Source organism: Shewanella sp. 10N.286.48.B5 (genome assembly GCF_002874355.2).
Taxonomy (GTDB): domain Bacteria; phylum Pseudomonadota; class Gammaproteobacteria; order Enterobacterales; family Shewanellaceae; genus Shewanella.
In genome coordinates this window covers 2,365,410-2,383,813 of the sequence record NZ_MCVG02000001.1, presented here as the reverse complement: position 1 = coordinate 2,383,813, position 18,404 = coordinate 2,365,410, and the positions used below count along the sequence as shown (strand labels likewise).

General features: G+C 39.9%; 12 protein-coding genes and 1 pseudogene. 8 read left to right on the top strand and 5 right to left on the bottom strand.

Translation table 11 applies throughout. The features are described 5' to 3' along the window. Positions 1-7: 7 nt before the first annotated feature. Positions 8-4,294: an EAL domain-containing protein gene (locus BCU57_RS10195; protein ID WP_102437478.1), complete on the bottom strand. Its 4,287-nt coding sequence runs from the start codon at positions 4,292-4,294 to the stop codon at positions 8-10. 290 nt (positions 4,295-4,584) lie between these two features. Further along, entirely contained in the window at positions 4,585-7,317 is a 2,733-nt protein-coding gene (locus BCU57_RS10190; RefSeq protein WP_102437591.1) for an insulinase family protein, read from the bottom strand. 374 nt (positions 7,318-7,691) lie between these two features. Between BCU57_RS10190 and sixA the strand changes: the two genes are divergently transcribed. Then, a complete protein-coding gene (gene sixA / locus BCU57_RS10185) occupies positions 7,692-8,165 on the top strand; it encodes a phosphohistidine phosphatase SixA (protein WP_102437476.1) in 474 nt (157 codons plus the stop codon). Between the two features lie 140 nt (positions 8,166-8,305). On the opposite strand, the gene smrB is transcribed toward sixA, so the two are convergent. After that, on the bottom strand, positions 8,306-8,833 hold the full coding sequence (smrB, locus tag BCU57_RS10180) for an endonuclease SmrB (protein WP_102437474.1): 528 nt from the start codon (positions 8,831-8,833) through the stop codon (positions 8,306-8,308). 80 nt (positions 8,834-8,913) lie between these two features. Here smrB and prmB point away from each other — a divergent pair, with 80 nt between their 5' ends. The 6 genes and pseudogenes from prmB to BCU57_RS10150 form a co-directional block, all read left to right on the top strand. Further along, the gene (gene prmB / locus BCU57_RS10175) at positions 8,914-9,858 is read left to right on the top strand and encodes a 50S ribosomal protein L3 N(5)-glutamine methyltransferase (protein WP_102437472.1); all 945 of its coding nucleotides are present in this window, start codon (positions 8,914-8,916) and stop codon (positions 9,856-9,858) included. Positions 9,859-9,914: 56 nt separating this feature from the next. Then, positions 9,915-11,009: a chorismate synthase gene (gene aroC, locus BCU57_RS10170; RefSeq protein ID WP_102437470.1), complete on the top strand. Its 1,095-nt coding sequence runs from the start codon at positions 9,915-9,917 to the stop codon at positions 11,007-11,009. After that, positions 11,009-12,175: an MFS transporter gene (locus tag BCU57_RS10165; protein WP_102437468.1), complete on the top strand. Its 1,167-nt coding sequence runs from the start codon at positions 11,009-11,011 to the stop codon at positions 12,173-12,175. Before aroC ends, BCU57_RS10165 begins: the two co-directional genes overlap by 1 nt. Next, a complete protein-coding gene (locus BCU57_RS10160; RefSeq protein WP_102437466.1) occupies positions 12,172-13,311 on the top strand; it encodes an ATP-NAD kinase family protein in 1,140 nt (379 codons plus the stop codon). Before BCU57_RS10165 ends, BCU57_RS10160 begins: the two co-directional genes overlap by 4 nt. Before the next feature lie 3 nt (positions 13,312-13,314). Then, complete coding sequence (locus BCU57_RS10155; protein ID WP_076537149.1) at positions 13,315-13,590, top strand: YfcL family protein; 276 nt, start codon at positions 13,315-13,317, stop codon at positions 13,588-13,590. Between the two features lie 18 nt (positions 13,591-13,608). Further along, positions 13,609-14,130: pseudogene (locus BCU57_RS10150) on the top strand (RNA methyltransferase); the annotation flags it as partial. Between the two features lie 102 nt (positions 14,131-14,232). Here BCU57_RS10150 and BCU57_RS10145 read toward each other — a convergent pair. Together BCU57_RS10145 and mnmC are read right to left on the bottom strand one after the other, a co-directional pair. Continuing rightward, positions 14,233-14,760: a hypothetical protein gene (locus BCU57_RS10145; RefSeq protein WP_102437462.1), complete on the bottom strand. Its 528-nt coding sequence runs from the start codon at positions 14,758-14,760 to the stop codon at positions 14,233-14,235. A 33-nt stretch (positions 14,761-14,793) separates the two neighbouring features. Then, positions 14,794-16,974 carry an FAD-dependent 5-carboxymethylaminomethyl-2-thiouridine(34) oxidoreductase MnmC gene (gene mnmC, locus BCU57_RS10140; protein WP_241903487.1) on the bottom strand — a complete coding sequence of 727 codons (2,181 nt, stop codon included), beginning with the start codon at positions 16,972-16,974 and terminating at the stop codon, positions 14,794-14,796. A gap of 136 nt (positions 16,975-17,110) precedes the next feature. Here mnmC and fabB point away from each other — a divergent pair, with 136 nt between their 5' ends. Beyond that, the gene (gene fabB / locus BCU57_RS10135; RefSeq protein WP_076537142.1) at positions 17,111-18,322 is read left to right on the top strand and encodes a beta-ketoacyl-ACP synthase I; all 1,212 of its coding nucleotides are present in this window, start codon (positions 17,111-17,113) and stop codon (positions 18,320-18,322) included. Positions 18,323-18,404: the final 82 nt, after the last annotated feature.

Genomic DNA, 18,404 nt, shown 5'->3' with positions numbered 1-18,404 from the left:
ATGTTGCTTAAATGGCGGTTTTTTTACTTTGTTTTTTTTGATTGATGTTTAATAATTCGGTGAAATCTTTTTCTGGAACAGGCTTACTAAAGATGTAGCCTTGGATTTCTTCACATTTTAAGGCTTTTAATATATTTAATTGCGCGGTTTCTTCTACACCTTCTCCGACAACAGATAAGCCCATGTTATGTGCGATAGTAATAATGCTATCGACCATTTTTAAATCACGATCTGATTTATCGATATCATCCACAAAAGATTTATCAATTTTCAAACAATGAATTGGGAAATGTTTGAGATATGAAAGCGATGAATACCCAGTACCAAAATCATCAAGGGCTAGAGTCACCCCCATTTGGGCAAGCTGATTCATTACTTTGATGGCATTATCTGGATTTTTAATAATGGTACTTTCAGTAATTTCTAGTTCAAGGTGACAAGCTGGGAGCTTTGTGAGCTCTAATACACTTAATATGCGTTGCTGTAAATCAGGTAGGGCAAACTGTCTTGAAGATAAGTTTATGGCTACACGGCCGTTAAATACACCTTGTTCGCGCCACTTCTGTGCTGCAAAGCAGGCTTTACGTAAAACCAGATCGCCAATTTCTACAATTAAACCATTTTCTTCAGCAAGTGGAATAAATTCATTTGGCGGGATGACACCAAATTCCGGATGAACTAATCTAACTAAAGCTTCCATTCCAGCAAGGCTGTCTTGTTTTAAATCGACTTTGGGTTGGTAATAGACTTCAAAGTAATCTTCTTTTAATCCTTCTCGGATCAAGTTTTCTACTTCTAATTGGCGTAGCGCATTTTTGTTTAAAGACTCTGAATAGAATTGGTAACGATTGCCACCCCCTGATTTGGCATGATACATAGCGATATCTGCTTTTCTTAATAGGGCTTGTTCATTTTGCTCATCTTCAGGGTATAAAACTATCCCGATACTTAAGCTAATAACGAGGGATTCGTTATCAACTTTAAACTCTTGTTTCAATGAGTCTATTATTCGAGAGGCGATAGCCGCACATGAACCAATATCAGGGTTATGGTCAACTAAGATGGCAAATTCATCACCGCCAAGACGATATAAACTAACGTGATTTGGAATATTTTCTTGAAGCCTACGAGCGACATCAATAAGTAACGCATCACCAGTTTGGTGGCCTAGCGAGTCGTTAATACGTTTGAAATTATCTAAATCCAATACCATTAATGTATGGTGGACGTCTTTTTTCACTAGATTGTTCAAGGTTACTTGTAAACTAGAACGGTTAGGTAGCCCGGTGAGCAAATCACTATTGGTTAATTTGCGTAGTTCTTCTTCTTGCTGTTTACGACGAGTAATATCTGAGAATACCCCTACGTAATGACTGGTTTCGCCTTGCTCGTTGTATATTGCATCAATCGTCAACTCCATTAAGAAATAACTACCATCGCCGCGATTAGCTTCTACTTCATTACTCCAGCTGCCCTGTTGGGCCAAAGCTGCGTGAATTTGGTTAGAGTAGCTGTCAGGGTAACGAGTAAAGTTAAATAATTGTCCAAGAAATTCAGCTCGGTTTTGGGCGGTTAATTGACAACAAGCATCGTTGACTTCAACAAAATGAAATTTGTCATCTAGAATAAACATGCCTTCAGAAATGTTTTCAATTGCTCTTTCGAATAGTCTTAATTGTTCTTCGGTTTGTTTAATATTATTGATGTTTTTGATGGTACCCGTCATACGCAGCGGTTTTTCTTTGTGATCCCTTTCAACAATTTTTGCTCTATCTAGTACCCAAACCCATTTGTGTTGAAGGCTTTTAACGCGGTATGCAACTTCAAAATGATCTGTTAGCCCTTTAAAGTGGTCATTAAGGGCTGTTTTAACTCTATTTTGATCGAGGGGGTGAATATTGCTTTCTTCTCCAGGTTTTCCTGAGCGATGGCCATCTTGAGGAAACTCTAATGTTCCCCAGATATTGGATCGGTAAATTTCACCGGTTTCAATATCCCAATCCCACATTTCATCACCGCTACCCCATAGTGATAATTTTAATCTTTCTTCACTAAGGGCTATTTGTTTTTGTATTTCTCGTCTGCGTAAAATTGTCTTGGCTATGAGTAGCAATATTAATAAGCCCAATACGGTATAGGATAGTTTTGCTTCAAAAGATAAATACCAAGGTGGGGTAATAATAACTTTAATTGATTTTGTAGCACCTTGTTTACCTGATAATTTGTTTATAGCGTAAACATTAAAAAAATAAATTCCGGCAGATAGATTCGTGTAAGTGGCTGAGTTAATATTCTGTGCGGGTAACCAATCATCATTTAGACCTTCCATTTGATAAAAGAATTTATAGTCTTCTAGAGACTTTCCTGGAGCTGTGAAGGTAAAAGAGAAGGGGTAGTCTGAGTACTTTAATGTTATATTTTCTTGGTTGTTAATTGGTTTTGATAATACTCTTCCTCCAACTTTCTCTGAGATGTTGAACAGTTGGAAGTCAATTAGTGCAACATTTGAAGAGTTGCTACTAATAATTTCTTTATAAATCTCATTAGGGTTAATAATACTAATGCCATTAGAACCTGTGAATAAGCTATAATCATCAATGATTATCGAACCGACAGAGTTATAATCACTTTGAGCACCATTTTTGTTCGTTATAGTGGTGTTTGAAAGATTTATTTTGTTTGTGATATTTATTTCTGTGGCAGAAGAAGAAACTATAAAGTTATTTAAAACTTCAATGGAAAATATCAATTTGTTATTTTTAAAAATAGTCTGTTGGTTAAGGGTTTTGGTGGACAGTTTCAGCAGCGAATGTCTAGTTCCAAATAGCAAATTCTCTCCATCCAAAGCAAGACTAGTCACCATACTTTCGTTATATACCTTTTCGGATTTATCATCAGTTATTCTGAATAAACCTCCTTGGCTAGCAACCCAGAAAGTGTCACCTTTCCTTAATAATTGAAATATAGGGTAACGTTCACCTGTTGACATCGATTTTATTACTTGATTATTCTTTAAAACTAAAATCTTACCATTAGCTGTTGATATGTAGACTAATTGCCTGCCAGGATCGCTTGTTATGTAGGTGACCGGCTCATCAAGTAGCATATCTAATGCTAATGTATCTAGATTTACTGTGCTGAGGCCATTTATACTACCTATATATAGTTCTCTATTGAGTAGTCCAATACTTTTAGGTCCTGCAGTATCATCAAGTATTATCGATGACTGTTCTTTGAGCGTATTGTCTAATATTTTTACTTCAGATGAGTCCATTGCAATAAAAATATTTTCATTGTTCTTGGTTATTGACCAAATGTTACTTGTTATTAGTTTCGAGTTTTTTATCAGATTTTTACTTCTTTTTATTATGATTAAACCAACATGGACATCAGCTACGAAAATTGCTGATTTGGTTTCTTTTATCAAAGGGCGTTTTATTGAACCTTCTTTATTAATGTATCCTACATTTTTTATTTCTTTGTTTTTTAGTAGTTTTACAATACTTGAATCTGCTATTGAGGTAAGTTCGTTTTCATTTTGAGACGTTTCTAGATATGTTAAAACTAAATTTGAGAATTTACTTTTAATATCACTCTTGTAACTATATAAACCATTGTTGGATGAAATGATAAGTTCTTCGTTCAACTGTCCTATATCATTTGATTGGTGCTCGATAACCGTTAAGTTATTCTCGAATAATTTGAATACTGTACCAGTATAGTTTCGGATATAAAAAATATCACCAATTTGAATTATTCTTTTTACTTCATGTAACACTTTACTTTCAAAACTCCAGATTACTCTATTTAATTTCTCATTTAGGATGATAACCTTGTTGTTGAGACCTAGAGCAATGCCTTCAGAGAGGTGGGATAGGTACCAAATTGATTCATCAATTTTTTTACCTTCTATTAAAATAGGGTTAAATTTTTCAGAATTCTCATCAAAGACAGCAAGCCCTTTATCGGTACCAACAATGAGTCTATTTTTTTTATCAATTAGCAATGTTTTTACGAATGAACTAGGTAAACTGGATTGGCTGTCATCTGCATAGAAATGTTTAAAATTAACACCGTCAAACCGATTAAGCCCATTGACGGTACCAAGCCATATATAACCCTGCCTATCTTCTACAATACTAGTGACATTTGATTGTGATAAGCCGTCTTCAACATTATATCGATCGGTATTTAGGACTAATTCATAGTCATCTGCGCCAGCAGACATAGCTGAGTGAGAAATGCTTTGAAGAATAAAAAATGCGCATATTAAGAATGGTCTAATCATTGACATATTAAGGATACTTTTGTCTGCTGCAATTGATAATTATTTACAATAAAGTACCACTTTTTCAGAAAGTTAAGCCTTTGTCAAAAAATGGTTAATTTCTAAGGTTGTGAATGATTAGTATAGTGTTTTCTTTGTAGGGCATATAGTGTTTATTTAGTGTTATTTGTTTCATAATTATCTAATTTTAACGTTTTTATAGCGTATTCCACTGGGTTGCTGTATTTATGCGCAGTTTAGTAAAGTAGTAACAATTAATTATGTGATTAAGTTACGGGTGAAAAATATTACGTTTCTCAAAAATTAAACTTCTCTGCTTGCTGCTTAAAGCCTTTCAAGTCTGTTATCACTTGAGTGTTAGCAATAGGCTCAAGTTGTTGATGCTGCTCTCCAACATTAAATAACACTAATCGGTCACTGTGCTTTGAGCGCATATTTTCTACGATAAACTTAATCAAATCAGCGCGGGTGAGCTTTTTAATTTCCTCTATTACTTTTTCCCTTTGATTAAATTCATAATCACGATTACCAAGACAGACCCAGTAGCGTTGGCTTCGGCTTTTCAAACTAGCATCTTTTTCTGAAATTTGGTTGATCAAACCTTGCTTAGTAGCTTCCCACTGCCCCTTGGTTATCTGCATGACTGCATAGTTAAAGTCCGCGATAAATTCATCGATGGCTTCAAGAAGCTTTCGTGGCGCAGTTGTGGGTGATTGGATGTAGAAAATCATCCCCGGGTGTCGATTTAAAGGTAAATAGCCCGTTCCGACCATATAGCCAAGTTGTTTTTCTGTTCTGAGTTCATGGAAAAATGTCGAAGACATCGTATGATTTAATAAACTAAACAGCCCAATTTGATGGGGAGTTGTTTGTTTTGATTGGTAGTAAATAATGATCGCGCTGTCTTGATGCTCAATGTTGAGTTCGCGCATTAACATGCCGCGATTAGACAGATTAATGAGTTCGCGACTAGATTCGTTACTGGGCTTTGTTACCAATGACAGAACCTGTTTTAAGCGTCTCGCCAGTTGCTGGGCTTCACTCGCTAACCAGTCACCATAGACTAAACCTTCAACATAAATTTTTTCATAAAATGCCCCTACGTGTTCATGTAATTCATCTAGTGTCACTTCCTCTAACATTTCTGCCATTCTAGTGGGCTCGTAAGAGCGTTTCTGCAGTGTCACAGTCAAGCTAGTGAAGAGCTGCGCGATGGGTTTGGCTTGGGCTGCGTTAGTCCAACTACGGATAAGCTGCTTTTTGATAAGCTTAAACCTATCTTGGGTAAAGTTTCGCTCTCTGGCTTTTTCAATTACTAAAGCTAATAGCGTTTCTTGATTACCGGTAAAGCCGGTTAGATGCAGTGTTATTCCACCTTGATGAGGGTAAATATTATAATTTAGTCCTGCTACTTCAGCCTGATAAGTGGCTTCAGCGAGGTAATCTAGCACCATCTCAACATACAGTCTTGTTAACGCGGCATGCTTTGGGGTGGGGCTAGCTTGATCTGAGTCCAAGGATAAATATAAATGTCCTTTGGGTACGTTAAACTCATCATCTTTACGATGCCAAAAACGGTAACCTTCATCTTCAGCCACAATGGTCGGCACAGCACTGGTACTTAGTTCACTTCTAGCTTGTGGGTCGTCAACGATAAAAGGATTTTTAAGGGGTAATTTTAGTTCTTTTCTTGGTTTTACCTGCTGCCAATGGGCCACTTTTTCTTTTGAGATCTCCTCAATAGAGTAAGGGGTAAAATACCATTGCGCCTGAGTGTCAGTACTTACTTCCTTTGAGAGTAACTGAGTACGCATGTTGTTAGGATTAAAATAATGAAGTAACTCATGAGTTTCTGTCTCAATAAGTTTATCCATTCGGTAATCACCGTAAACCACATCTTCAACATCATAGTGCTGCATGTTGATACTAAGGTGGCTGGCAAGATCTAGATTTTTGATTTGTTCTTGAAATTTAAAGGCTGTAGATAACAGGCTTGCTCTTTCTTGATAACGCCAAGGCTCAATGCCTGACTCTTTAATTAATTCAAGGTATTCAAATGTGCAGGTTACGATTTCATCAACTTGCGTTAAACCTTTGTCGGTTAGCTGGATACTGATGCTGTAATCTTTGAAGTTGTAACCACTGACCCCACCACCTGCCGATAAATTATTGGCTAGACCATGCTCTTTTAAATATGACAGTAAACTACCAGGACTTTCATTGCCTAATAAGTGACTAATGAAAGTCAGTGGTTTGGTTTTATAAAAAGGTTCCATGCTAGGCAGGGCAAAACTAATATTGAGCCTCTTTTGCTCTTTTACTGGCATGATATTAATTTTTTTTAGTAATAACTCTTGGCTTAAATAAGGGGTGTCAGGGTAGCTCTTTATTATCTTTTTATTATTAATAGCACTGAAATATTGTTGTACTTTTTCAGCTTGCTGGTCTAACGATAGCGGCGATATTAGGCATAATGTCATAATGTTGGCGCTGTATTTTTCTTGATAGAAATCCAGTAATTCTTGGCGCACATCAGCTTCGTCGCCTGCTAAGGTTTGCAGATTGCCCACTGAAAATTTACTGAATGGATGTGCTGGATTGATTGATTCTTTTTGTACTTGGTAAACCCGTCTAATATCGTCTTTAAGCTTTAAACTGTATTCAGAATCAATGGCATGCCTTTCTCTATCAACGAGTTCTAAGTCAAATTTAGGAGCGATAAAAAATTGACTAAATCGGTCTAAAGATTCTTCAAATTGCTCAGCATCAATACTATAGAAAAAATTAGTTTGTTCAGTGCCTGTCCAAGCGTTGTTGGTACCACCATGGTGATTGATAAACTGATGATATTCACCAGAATCTGGATACTTTTCAGTGCCTAAAAACAGCATGTGCTCTAAAAAGTGCGCCATGCCGGGTCGCGAAGTGGGGTCGTCAAAGTGACCCACAGATACGGTCATGGACGCTGCCGCATGGGTAGCCTTGGTATCTTCAACTAATAACACCCGCAATTCATTTTCCAAAACCATATATTGGTATTGGCGATGATCATTTGGGCTTTTCACTATTTCAGGCTGTGTAGTGTCTGGTTTTATGGTCAAGATAATGCTCCAGATGAGAAGGCACTGTATAACGACTTGAGTAACTACTTGGGTTCTTTGTTGCTCACTTTGCAACTATTAAAAAAGTAGTTTGAATATATATAGTGATATTGTTAGCGGTTTTTAGCAACTTTTAGTCACACTGTTGAAAGAGTTTAATAGCTTTTCAGAATAATACGCATAAAATTCATAGAAACATCGACTAAAGACTAATTAATTTTACTTCATAGTTTCTTTGTGGATGAATTATTTAAGGCTACAATTAGCCAATAAACACTATAATAATGAGTAGCGAGAGAAGTATGCAGCTATTTTTAATGCGCCATGGCGAAGCAAGTTTTGACGCCCCATCTGATAGAGAGCGTATGTTATCTCAAGTTGGGCGTAATCAATCAAATACCATGGCCAATTGGTTAACGCAGAAAGTAAACAGTGTCGATTTAGTGATAGTAAGTCCTTACCTAAGGGCACAACAAACATGGCAAGAAGTGGCTAAACATCTACCGGAACCAAACAAATGGTTAGTGTTAGATGATATAACGCCTTCTGGCAGCCCTCAAATCGCTGTTGATGCTATTTTAGCTTATGCTGAACATTACAATGCTCAAAAGGTGTTAGTTATCGCTCACATGCCTATTCTAGGTTATATGGTCAGTGAATTAGTTGCAGGTATGGAGCCTCCGATATTTGCTACATCGGCTATTGTATCGATTGATAAAAACGAACACGGTTTTCATTTTGAGCTAATGCAAACCCCAACTCAAATAAGCGCTTAAGTTCTTCCAATGAGTGATTGGTAACTGCAGTTATTGAATCTTGGTTGAGTATTTAATATAAAAGAGCCTTTTAAGGCTCTTTTTAGTTTTGGCTCAAGATAATTATTTAAATGCTTGTCGTTATTAACTGTAAATAGCCGCTATCTTCTATGGGGATGCTCACCAATATCAATCAATACCAGTAGCGCAGCATCAGCGCCCCATTCTTTGGTGGCTTGATGAAAGGCTTTGACTTTTGGGTGTTGAGCCAGCCACATGGGTAATTGCTGTTTTAAAATCCCTGAGCCATAGCCGTGCATGACGCAGCAACAGATAACATGCTGTTTCACACAGGCTTGTATTAAGGCTGCAAGCTCAAGTTTAGCTTCAGCTTGTCGCATGCCGTGCAAATCAAGTAACAAGTCAGGTTGGTAATCACCACGGCGAAGTCGTTTTAATTCAATCTTTTCAACACCATCGTTTAACCAGCGCATCGGCCCTTCAACGGGGAGTAACGGCTGATAGTTATCTGAAAAATAACTGTCGGCATAAACCTGCTGTTCTTTGATTTCGACTTGTTGTTTAGTTTTGACTGACTGTTTAAAATGATGCTTATCTTGGTTTAATGGCCTAATACCATCCAAGTGCTCTGAAAACAGTGCAAAGTCAGGGTTATTTTCTTTATTCATGCTGCTATTGTATTGAATTCTAGGTCATCTTAATAGACTTCAGTTACAATGTGTGGGAACAATTTTTCAGGAGCGATGTTTTGGATAAAATCTTTGTAGATGAAGCTGTCACCGAATTAAGAACCGTTGGCGATATGTTACGTTGGGCCGTTAGCCGTTTTAACGATGCCAACATTTATTATGGTCACGGAACTGATAATGCTTGGGACGAAGCGATTGCTTTGGTTTTTTACGCACTGCACCTTCCTGAAGAAATCGGCCAGCAAGTGGTTCATGCCAATTTAACCAGCAGTGAAAAGCATAAAATAGTGGAATTAATTATTCGCCGTGTTCGTGAGCGTCTACCTGTTCCATATTTGACTAATAAAGCACGCTTTGCTGATTTAGAGTTTTATGTTGATGAACGTGTGTTAGTACCACGTTCTCCAATTGCTGAAATGATCAACAATAATTTCAGCCCTTGGCTTTATAACAAGCCAGTTCATCGTGTGATGGATTTATGTACCGGCAGTGGCTGCATCGCAATTGCGTGTGCCTATGCATTTGAAGATGCAGAAGTCGATGCATTAGATATCAGTGAAGATGCACTTGAAGTTGCTCAAATTAATATTGAATCCTTAGACGTGCTAGATCGTGTTTTCCCTATTCAGTCAAATATGTTTTCTGCTATCCCAAAAGGGCCGCAGTACGATTTGATCGTATCTAATCCACCATACGTAGATGAAGAAGATATTGGCGATATGCCAGATGAATATCATCATGAGCCTGCCATTGGGCTGGCATCGGGTCGTGATGGTTTAGATTTAACCAAGCGTATTTTAGCTAATGCATCAGACTACCTAACAAAAGATGGTCTGTTAGTGGTTGAAGTGGGTAACTCAATGGTGCATTTAATTGAGCAGTTCCCAGACGTACCATTTACATGGGTTGAGTTTGAACATGGCGGCGATGGCGTGTTTGTATTGACTTATGATCAGCTAGTTGAAAATGAATCACTTTTCGCCATCTACAAAGATAGTGAATAATAGGGATAGTGAATAATAGCTATTAGCATAAAATTTAGCTGAGGTAATCAGAACGCATGTCAGGAAATAGTATTGGTCAAAACTTTGTAGTGACTACCTTTGGAGAAAGTCACGGTGTCGCGTTAGGTTGTATTATTGACGGTTGCCCTCCAGGGCTTGAGTTAACCGTTGAAGATATGCAGCATGATCTCGATCGTCGCCGCCCTGGGACATCTCGTTATACCACCGCGCGTCGCGAAGCTGATGAAGTTCGTATTTTGTCAGGGGTATTTGAAGATAAAACTACCGGTACATCGATTGGCTTATTGATTGAAAATACCGATCAACGTAGCCAAGATTACTCAAATATTAAAGACTTATTCCGTCCTGGTCATGCTGATTACACTTACCAGCAAAAATATGGCTTGCGTGATTATCGTGGTGGTGGACGTTCATCAGCGCGTGAAACGGCGATGCGAGTTGCTGCTGGCGCTGTAGCTAAAAAATATTTAAAGCAAGTACATGGTATTGAAATCCATGGTTACATGTCTCAGCTAGGTCCTATCTGCGCTGAATCAGTTGATTTAAATGAAGTTGAGCAAAATGCCTTTTTCTTCCCTGATGCCAGTAAGCTTGAGCAACTAGACGAATACATGCGTGATTTGAAAAAATCTGGCGATTCAGTCGGTGCTAAAATTACCGTGGCAGCAACAGGTGTTCCTGTTGGTTTAGGCGAGCCAGTATTTGACCGTTTAGATGCCGATATTGCTCATGCGTTAATGGGTATCAATGCGGTTAAAGGCGTTGAAATTGGTGATGGCTTTGGTGTGGTAACCCAAAAAGGCTCAGAAGGACGTGATTTAATGTCGCCAGCAGGATTTGAGTCTAACCATGCGGGCGGAGTACTTGGCGGTATTTCTTCTGGTCAGCCTGTTGTTGCGCATATTGCATTAAAACCAACTTCTAGTATTTCAGTACCTGGTCAAAGTATGACTGCTCAAGGTACCACAGCAGATGTGGTCACTAAAGGTCGTCATGATCCATGTGTTGGTATTCGTGCTGTACCGATTGCCGAAGCCATGCTGGCTATCGTATTGATGGATCACTTACTTCGTCATCGCGCGCAAAATCAGGACGTGGTTTCCCAAACCCCTGTCATCGGAATGAAGTAATGCCTAATTTGTTAAGCACTGAGCCAAAAGCAGTTTGGCTCAGTGCTTGTTATTTCTTTTTCTTTTCCATCCTCGGTTTAATGGTTCCTTATCTCGGTGTGTTTTTCGATAACCGAGGCTACAATGCGCAAGAAATTGGTTTTCTCATGGCAATACTCATGGGAACACGCATCATTGCACCTAACGTTTGGGCGTTTGTCGCTGATAGAACGGGCATGCGCAGTGAGTTAGTTAAGTTTGGATCAGCTGCCGCGGCGATAACTTACATCAGTTTTTTCTTTGATGCTGGTGTGGTTTACCTTGCCATTAGCTTGTTTATCTATACCTTTTTTTGGAATGCAATTCTCGCTCAGTTAGAAGTGATTACCCTTGAAAGTTTGGGTGATGAAGCGCATCGCTATGGCGCGATTCGAAGCTGGGGCAGTGTCGGTTACATTTGTTTAGTGGTGGCTGGTGGCTTTGCTATCAGCCAGTTTGGCGCTGACATATTGCCCTCAATTGGCATGCTGTTATTCATCGGTATGTTTTTGTGTTCCTTGGCGTTGCCTGCTAATCGAGTCAAAGTTGCTGACGCATCTTTAAGGCCCCCTTTAAAAATTACCGCGCCTATATTTTGGTTTTTAGTCTCAGCCTTATTATTACAGATGAGTGTTGGGCCATTTTATGGCTTCTTCGTACTTTACCTAAAGCAAGCGGGTTACTCTGAAGCGAGCGCGGGGTTATTTGTCGCTTTTGGTGTTGTGGTCGAGATCTTAATGTTCATGCTAGCACCAAGGTTACTGGGTCGGTTTGGGGTTAAATTATTACTGCTACTCAGTGTGGCATTAACGGCTGTTCGTTGGTTGTTGTTAGCTTATGGGGTTGAGAGCATCTTAATTTTATCCATTAGCCAAGCGCTGCATGCCTTTACTTTTGGTTTAACCCATGCGGCTTCTATTCAGTTTATTCATCGTAATTTTGATATTGCCCATCGCAGCAAAGGCCAAGCCATGTACGCCAGTATCAGCTTTGGTTTTGGTGGCGCGCTCGGTATTTGGATAAGCGGGCTTATTTGGGGTGATGGTTCTGGCTCTACCAATACTTGGATTTTTGCCGCTATGTGTGCATTTTTATCTATGCTTGCCGTTATGGCCATTTCAGAGAAAAAAAAGGACGTTATTTCGTGAAGCGTTTTCGTTTAGGTTTGATTATCAATCCGCTTGCTGGATTAGGTGGTAGTGTCGGGTTAAAAGGCTCTGACGGTGTTGCGACGCAAGCTATTGCAAAAGGCGCTGAGCCCAAAGCGCAGCTTAGAATGCAACAAGCTTTAGAGGTTGTGCTGCCATTTAAAGATCAAATCGATATTATTACCGCATCCGGCGCGATGGGGCATGATTTAGCCCAACAGCTTGGGTTTAATACTGAGTGCGTTTATCAGTCTGCGAATATAACCGAAGCTAAAGACACTCAATCAGCCGTTAAAGCACTGATCAATGAATCGTTAGATTTACTGTTATTTGCCGGTGGTGACGGCACTGCCAGAGATATTTATAGTGTCATTGAGCAAGATGATACTGCGCTTTTACCTGTGTTAGGTGTGCCTGCTGGGGTTAAGATTCACTCTGGGGTGTATGCGATTACCCCCCATGCTGCCGGTGTTGTGGTTGAAATGCTGTTAAAACGTGAATTGGTGAGCTTGATGGATGCTGACGTGATGGATATTGATGAAGTGGCGTTTAGGCAAGGTGTGGTAAAAGCCAAACGATACGGTGAAATGCAGGTGCCTGCAGAGCCACGTTATATTCAAGCGGTAAAAATGGGCGGCAAGGAAGTCGATGAACTGGTGTTAGCTGATATCGCAGCTGATGTGATTAGTCAGATGGAAGATGAGCTGTATATCATAGGCAGTGGCTCTACTGTTGCTGCGTTAATGGAAGAGCTCAATATTGATAACACCTTATTAGGTGTTGATGTGATTCATGATCAAACCTTAGTAGCCAGTGATGTTACTGCTAAGCAGTTAATTGAGCTTACTCAGCATAAACCCACAAAACTGGTTATTACCCTCATTGGCGGTCAAGGCCACATATTAGGTCGAGGTAATCAGCAGTTGTCTCCAGAGCTAATAAAACAAGTTGGTAAAGACAATATTATTATCCTTGCTACAAAAACTAAGTTAAAAGCACTTGAAGGCAGGCCATTAATTGTGGATAGTGGCGACCCAGAATTAGATAGAGAGCTTACGGGCTATTATAAAATTGTTACTGGATACCACGATTACGTGATGTACCAAGTGGCAAATCCAGATTTATCGGAGAGCTAAACCATGTTAGAAAAATATGATGCTGCATTAGAGTCATGGATTGAAAGTAACGTTGCCCATGGCGATGATGATGCGTTATTTGCCAGTGGTTATTTGCAAGGCCATATCGCTGTTGTATTGTCACAGCTTGAGCAAGAGCAGACTTCTGGCATCGATGCATTAGATGATAAAATGGTCGATTGTTTAGCGCTAGCAAACGATGAACTAGATGAAGCAGATTTCAGTCTAGTCAAGGCTGCATGGTTACAGCTTCGTCAAATTATTAGCGACATTAAATAATCTATGACTAAGCAAACTGTTTCAATTGGGCTTGTTAACCCAAAAACACCAGTAAATGTTGGCGGCATTATGCGCGCTGCTGGCTGTTACCGAGCTAATTCGGTTTTTTACACTGGCAATCGTTATGCATTGGCGGCACGTTCTGGTGAAGCGCAATATGACATCGATACCAAAAATGCGGCCGCTACTATTCCGCTCACCGCTGTTGAGTCTTTACTTGAGCAAGTGCCACAAGGCGCAAAAATCATTTGTGTTGATCTAGTGGTTGGCGCAACGCCGCTGCCTTTGTTTGAGCACCCGCAAGATGCATTTTATATTTTTGGCCCTGAAGATGGCACCATACCCCAGCAAATTATCGATGCCGCGGATGATGTGGTTTATGTGCCAACTGTCGGTTGTATGAACTTAGCTGCGTCAGTGAATGTATTGCTTTATGACCGCTTATCAAAAAGTACTCAAATAGCGGCAGACGATGAATTAATTCGTGAAAGTCGCGACAATAATAATCGTACCAAAGTCAAAACTTGGCTAAAAAAGTAAACGGTTAATTGGATCAGCGTTAATCGCCTGGTAATAACTAAAGCTCAATAAGATAATGTCCTATTGAGCTTTTTTATGCCTGATTTTTAGATGCTTAAGTGGCTATTTGTTGTATTTGTTCAAAAAAGAGCTTAAATATTCCAAGCCACTTTTTTGTGTTGCTACTTGTGTTGCTACTTGAGTTTCTGCTTGTGCATAGGCTCGAGTTAGCTCAGCTTGTAAGCAGTGATAAATTGCAGTTTCATGTTCTGCTATAAGTTCAAATGTCGGTGCTAATTGACGGCTCTCTTGACTATCTTGAAGCTGACATTGCTGTAACCATTGTCGATATTTTACTTCATAAGGTTCAACCCATTGGCTTAAGGTCTGCATTAATTCAAGCCAAGGTAAGTCGATCCACTTTTTGGCATCGTCATCGCCTTGTGCGGTTAATTCAGCGGTTTTAAACACATATTTTTGAGGTTGTTTCAAAAGATGCTGTAGTAATAACTCTGCGGTAACCGTTTCTACTTCCACTAACGCCTTCCAGAGCTTATTTTGCTCATCATTATCGTCAACATTTTCAAAGTAACTAAAAAATGCAATGCCGTAAATCTCGCCTTCGTAAGCTTGATGGATTAGATGATTCATTGTTATCTCTGTCGATTGAATTAAAACGCTCAATTAGCTTAACGCTTTACCTTTGAGTAACTTTCTTAACCACATTCGATTGGGGTTAAGCATTGCCAGCATTTCATAGCTAAGTGGTGGCGTGTGATTGCATATCATTGCCGCTAATGCCTCTGCAGCTAAAGGCCCAGAACTTAGGCCTCTTGAGCCTAGTCCTCCCAAAATGAATAAATTGTCATAGCTTGGTGCTTGGTGTTGCTGCCAAAACTTTCGGCTAGCGGGACTATGCTGATGTTGCTCTAATGGCTGCTGATTATATTGGGCATAAATGGCTTCAACATTAGGGGCGAGTCCCATCATAGGGCAATGATCACGAGTAACCATTCTAACGCCCACTCTGGCGCTGGCAGCTGATACATCAATATCGCACAGCCAGTTACGCTCAGGAAAACTCTGATGCATTTTTTGGGCATTTTCTAATTGCTCAGTGGGACTGTAATCTACATTATCGGGCGACTTTACATAGCTTGCCCCAACACAGTGGCGCTGATTATTACTGGGAGTGAGATAGCCGTGGGCGCAAATCACCGTATCAAGTTGAGCCAGTTCACCTTGGCTGGGTATATGGCTCACTTGGCCACGAAAGCCTGTGACCTGTAATAATTTAGTTTGTTTAAAATCAGTTAATTGAGCCCCTGAAGCGATGACGACTTTACAATGTCTAAAGCTATCATGTTGCTCGTTGTCATGACTGGCGTTAAGTTGCCAGTAAGCACTCTGAGAGGGCACTTTGCCATCTTGTGTTAAGTCAATGTCGTGCTCAAGGCTGTTAACCCGTTCAGGACTGTTAACTCGCTCAAGGCTGTTAATTTTAGTGTTGAGCTTAATTATTAATTTACAGCCATTTTTTTCTGCAACTGAAGTGGCATGAGCAATGGCTGCCTGAGCAAATTCAAAAGGGCAGATCCAACCAGCCCAAGGATAGTAAAAGCCATTTTTGTTGATGTCGATTCTTGCCAGTTGATTGGCTTGCTCAGCGTTAACACTAAAAGCAATTTCTTTTGGCCACTGCTGACCAAGCATAATTTTATTCAGTCTGGCATCACTGCGCTCATCAAACCCAGTTTGCAGTACACCACAAAATTGATGGTCAATCTGGTGACCTAACGCTGTTAATTGCTGCAACCTACGGCGACTGAATAAAAAAGCTTGTTGAAAGTACTGACTCATCAGGTTGTTATCAGGAGTGAGTAGGGGATAAATAGCGCCTTGCTTATTACCCGATGCGCCATCAGCCAATTGGTTATCTTTGCAATAAATGGTGACACTCTGCCCACGTTCAATCAGTGATAACGCCAAATGGGCTGCAGCTATACCGCCACCAATAATGGCGATAGTGTCGTCACTGCTTTGATGATGTTCACTGCAAGGGCTCAAGCAATAGGCGTAATGGCTATCAGTACTGCGGCGCAGCGCTTGGCGCTCTTGTAAGGCAATAGAATCGTGTTTTTGAGTATCAGGTTGACATTCACTTTTCTGGTTAAAAATATTATTTACGCCAAAACCGCTTCTGCTGGCTAATAGGTTAAGTTGTTTAAAGCGCGTTGCGTTATCATTGTCACTGGCAGAGTCAAAATAGTGAATATTGGCTGTATCTTCACTCAGTCTGCCCATTTGCCACAGTAACTTTTCACTAAGGTATTGATCTATATATTGGCTTGTAATCGTATGAGGTAAGCAATGCCAGTTTGATATCAACATTTTTTCGGCGTTGGGAATACCTTGGCAATTTTCTAACAATGAACCGAAATACAGATCAACAGTGAATAAACCTTTGGCTAACACCAATCTTTGGCAACCAGATATTTTGGCGATACAAGCTTGCTGAAGGACTAAGGCTAATTCATAAAATGGATCTTGTTTATCAAGATGTTGATGTAAAAAGCCTAATTCAGCTGAATTTATAGGATTAGGTTCAAATATGCTGAGCAGTGTTTTTTGGTTTTTTGTTAGAGATAACTGCCATAGTGACATGAGCTCCATACCAATACCGAAGCCTATTTGAGCAATGGATAAGGTTTTATTTGAGACTGCTGCATCAGACAGGACAGTTTGATGATAATGCCTTATGCTAGAGGCATAATCAGGATTTTGACAGTAACTACTTGGATATTTTGCCGAAAATGTTGCACAATCTCGGTCTATAAAAAGGAAGTCAGTGGTTAATTTGGTCAAAGTTCGTTACTCAAAATGATTCAATTGAGATTATTTTACCTGTGTTTGCTGAAAGCTGACCACTTTATTCATCTAAAGCGGATATCATTGCCACAGCAAAATTAGGTACTGACATGTACAAAATGGATAGCATAAAATGAAAAGAGTCGTAATTACAGGTTTAGGTGTTGTTTCTAGCATCGGTAATAACAAGCAAGAAGTGACAGAGTCATTGAAAGCTGGACGTAGTGGTATCACCCATTCAGATCAATTTGAAGAAATGAAATTACGTAGTCATGTTTGGGGGGATATCAAATTAAACCCTGCTGAGCATATTGACCGTAAGGCATTACGCTTCATGGGAGACGCAGCAGCTTACGCTTATATTGCAATGCAAGAAGCAATCAGTGATGCTAATTTGACAGAAGAGCAGTATTCTCACCATCGCGTGGGTTTAGTGGTCGGTACTGGCGGCGCATCATCTAAAAATCAAGTACAAGCAGCTGACACCTTACGTGAAAAAAGCGTAAAACGTGTTGGCCCTTATATTGTACCGCGCATTATGGCCAGTACGGCGAGTGCTTGTTTAGCGACCCCATTTAAAATTAAAGGTATGAATTATTCAATTAGTTCTGCTTGTGCAACTTCAGCACATTGTATTGGCCATGCAGCTGAGCTTATTCAAATGGGTAAGCAAGATATGGTATTTGCTGGTGGTGCAGAAGAACTAGATTGGACCCTAACCATGGGCTTCGATGCTATGGGGGCATTGTCAACTAAGTATAATGACACGCCTGAAAAGGCTTCACGTACTTACGATGCTGACCGTGATGGTTTTGTTATCTCTGGTGGCGGCGGGATTGTTGTCGTTGAAGAGTTAGAGCATGCATTAGCTCGTGGCGCAAAAATCTATGCGGAAATCATTGGTTATGGCGCATCTTCTGATGGCTACGACATGGTTGCACCGTCAGGTGAAGGTGCTGTGCGTTGTATGCAAATGGCGCTAGCTGATGTTGATACCCCAATTGATTATATCAATACTCATGGTACTTCAACCCCAGTTGGTGATGTGCGTGAGCTTGAAGCTTTGCGTGAGGTTTTTCCGACAGACATGCCTCCAGTTGCATCAACTAAATCATTGACTGGCCATGCATTAGGTGCAGCCGGTGTTCACGAGGCCATTTATAGCTTAGTGATGATGGAAGATAGCTTTATTGCACCAAGTATCAATATCGATACCTTGGATGAACAAGCCGTTGGTATTCCTTTAGTCACTGAGTATCGTGATGCAAAGCTAACGACTGTGATGAGCAACAGCTTTGGCTTTGGTGGCACTAATGCCACTTTGGTTATGCGCAAGTATAAATAAGCTTAGACAGCGACTTTATTAGTCGTTCGTATAAAGTAATCAAAGCCTTCTAGTCGACAGACTAGAAGGCTTTTTTGTGTTT

Bases quoted from the DNA above. Each gene is read 5' to 3' on its own strand.
- BCU57_RS10195 (WP_102437478.1), bottom strand. From the start codon at position 4,294: ATGTCAATGATTAGACCATTCTTAATATGCGCATTTTTTATTCTTCAA.
- BCU57_RS10190 (WP_102437591.1), bottom strand. From the start codon at position 7,317: ATGGTTTTGGAAAATGAATTGCGGGTGTTATTAGTTGAAGATACCAAG.
- sixA (WP_102437476.1), top strand. From the start codon at position 7,692: ATGCAGCTATTTTTAATGCGCCATGGCGAAGCAAGTTTTGACGCCCCA.
- smrB (WP_102437474.1), bottom strand. From the start codon at position 8,833: ATGAATAAAGAAAATAACCCTGACTTTGCACTGTTTTCAGAGCACTTG.
- aroC (WP_102437470.1), top strand. From the start codon at position 9,915: ATGTCAGGAAATAGTATTGGTCAAAACTTTGTAGTGACTACCTTTGGA.
- BCU57_RS10165 (WP_102437468.1), top strand. From the start codon at position 11,009: ATGCCTAATTTGTTAAGCACTGAGCCAAAAGCAGTTTGGCTCAGTGCT.
- BCU57_RS10155 (WP_076537149.1), top strand. From the start codon at position 13,315: ATGTTAGAAAAATATGATGCTGCATTAGAGTCATGGATTGAAAGTAAC.
- BCU57_RS10145 (WP_102437462.1), bottom strand. From the start codon at position 14,760: ATGAATCATCTAATCCATCAAGCTTACGAAGGCGAGATTTACGGCATT.
- fabB (WP_076537142.1), top strand. From the start codon at position 17,111: ATGAAAAGAGTCGTAATTACAGGTTTAGGTGTTGTTTCTAGCATCGGT.